The organism is Burkholderia sp. Ac-20392 (assembly GCF_017104585.1).
In the GTDB taxonomy this organism is placed as follows: Bacteria; Pseudomonadota; Gammaproteobacteria; order Burkholderiales; family Burkholderiaceae; genus Burkholderia; species Burkholderia lata.
The window spans coordinates 1-2,382 of record NZ_JAAGPB010000846.1; the positions used below are offsets into that span (position 1 = coordinate 1).

Annotated in this window: 1 protein-coding gene; it reads right to left on the minus strand. The window is 67.6% G+C overall.

Translation table 11 applies throughout. The annotated features are described in order from the left end of the window. Positions 1–78: 78 nt before the first annotated feature. A complete protein-coding gene (locus G3N99_RS38880; protein WP_206125049.1) occupies positions 79–2,316 on the minus strand; it encodes a TonB-dependent siderophore receptor in 2,238 nt (745 codons plus the stop codon). Positions 2,317–2,382: the final 66 nt, after the last annotated feature.

Sequence of the window (2,382 nt, forward strand, 5' to 3'; positions counted from 1 at the left end):
GCGTGACCGCCAGCGCGACCGCGCCCGGCAGCACGCCGCCGATCGCAAGCGCCGCGCGCGTCCCCCAGCCGCCCGCCATCAGAACTGCCCGCGCACGGTCAGCATCACGTTGCGCGGTTCCCCGTAACGGTTGTTCCAGCCCGGGTTGCTCAGGCTCAGGTAGTACTTGCGGTCGAACAGGTTGTTGACGTTGACCGCCGCGCTCCAGTGCTTGTCGTAGCGGTAGCCGAGCCGCAGGCTCGCGAGCGCGTAGCCGCCCTGGCTCATCGTGACGCTGCCCGCCTGCGCCGAGTAATTGCTCTGCACCTGCACGCCGCCGCCAACGCTCCAGCGTCGCTCCTGCCAGGGCAGGTCGTAGTTGGTCCACAGCCGGAACAGGTGGCGCGGGTTCAGCAACGGCGCGAACGACGAGCCCGCGTTCGCGAGGTTGTCCGCGTAGCTCATCGTGTCGTACGTGTAGCTCGCCCACACGCTCCACCACGGCGTGATGCGGCCGTTCGCCTCGAATTCGAAGCCCTGGCTGCGCACGCTGCCGCCGTTCACGTAGTAGCAGTTCGGCCCCGCGCACGGATGCGCGAGATCGACCTGCGGGTTGTTGTCGAGATCGATGCGGAACGCCGCGAGCGACACGTTCAGCTTGCCGCCCGCCAGTTCGCCCTTCACGCCCGTCTCGTAGGTGCGCCCCTTCACCGGCGTCAGGATGCCGCCGCCCCACATCGACTTGGTCTGCGGCTGGAACACTTCCGCATAGCTCGCGTACCACGACCAGTCGCGCGCGAAATCCCAGATCAGCCCGCCGTACGGCGTGAACTGATGGCCGGTGTTGAAGTGCGCACCGAGGCTGTCCTGGTTCCACCAGCTCATGCGGCCACCGAGCACGAGCGTGACGGGTTCCGCGAGCTTGATGCGGCCGAGCCCGTACACGCCCTTCTGCGAAATGTCGTTCTGCTGCGACTGCTGGTACGGGCCGACGTCCGGCTCGAGCACGCTGCTCGGGTTCCAGCGGTACACGTTCACCGGCGTGCCGACCACGTTGCCCAGCAACTGCGCCGACATCTGCCCGCTGCTGCTGTTCGCGTAGGTCACGCCGAACAGCAAATCGTGCGTGAGCCCGAACGCATGCACCGGGCCCTGCACGTTCGCATCGAGGCTGCGGCTGTAGCTGCTGAATTGGTACGCGCCACCCGTCAGCGCACCGCCCGCGCCGGTCGCCGGGTTGATCGCGCCGTACGAGCCCGCGTACTTCAGGTCCGAGCGCACGCTCTGGTATTCGCCGCTGACCTTCGCCTTCCAGCCGGCGCCAAGCTTCTGCTCGACCGACGCGAACGCACGTGTCGTGTCCCAGTCGAAGTGGCCCCACGCGGTGTCGAGGAACGTCGAGCGCGACAGGCCGAGGCTCGAGCCGTCGCGCGCCAACGGCACGCCGGACATGTCGGGTATCGAGCGCGTCGTCTGGTATTGCGCGCCGAACGTGAGCAGCGTGTCGCGGGTCACGTCGACTTCCGTGATTCCGTAGATCGACCGCGTGTCCTGCTTCGCATGGTCGTAGAAGAAATGGCGATCCTCGTACGCGGCGACGAGCCGGCTGCGCACGGTGCCGGCCGCATTGAGCGGGCCGCCGATGTCGGCTTCCGCGCGATAGCGGTCCCAGCTGCCGACGCTCACGCTGGCGTTCGCCGAGAACTGGTACTGCGGCCGCTTGCGCACGAGGTTGACCGTCGCGGCCGGGTTGCCCGAGCCGTGCAGCAGGCCGTTCGCGCCGCGCAGGATTTCCACGCGCTCGTACACGGAGATGTCCTGCGGCGCGCTCGCCATATCGCCGATCACCACCGGCACGCCGTCGAATTCGAACGAATCGACCTTGAAGCCGCGCACGAAGTACGCGGTGGTGAGCAGCACGTAGGGCTGCACGGTCACGCCGGCCGACTGCTGCATCACTTCATCGAGCGAGAACAGGTTCTGCTGGTCGATCCGCTCGCGCGTCGTCACGCTGACCGACTGTGGAATCTCCCGCAGCGCCAGCGGCATCTTGCCGACCGTCGCCACCGACGGATCGTCGGCCACGCCGCGCGACGCGGTCACCGAAATCGCCTTCAGCTCGCCCGCGGCGGGCTTCACGGCGGTCGTTTCCGCCTTCCGGACTTCCGCGCCGGCTGCCGACGCCGGCACCGGCGCCGTCTCGGCGAACGCCGCCGCCGGATGCGCGGCAATCAGCAAGCCCAGATACAGCGACGGACGCCAGCGCCCTCGCCCCAAACGGGCGACGCGCGCGCCCTTCGTCCTTGATCTCCCAGGTTCCAGCACCTCGTACCGCATTCACGCCCCCCGTATTTGATAATCATTCTCATTATCAAATAGAACCGGCGGGCGATTTTTCGATCG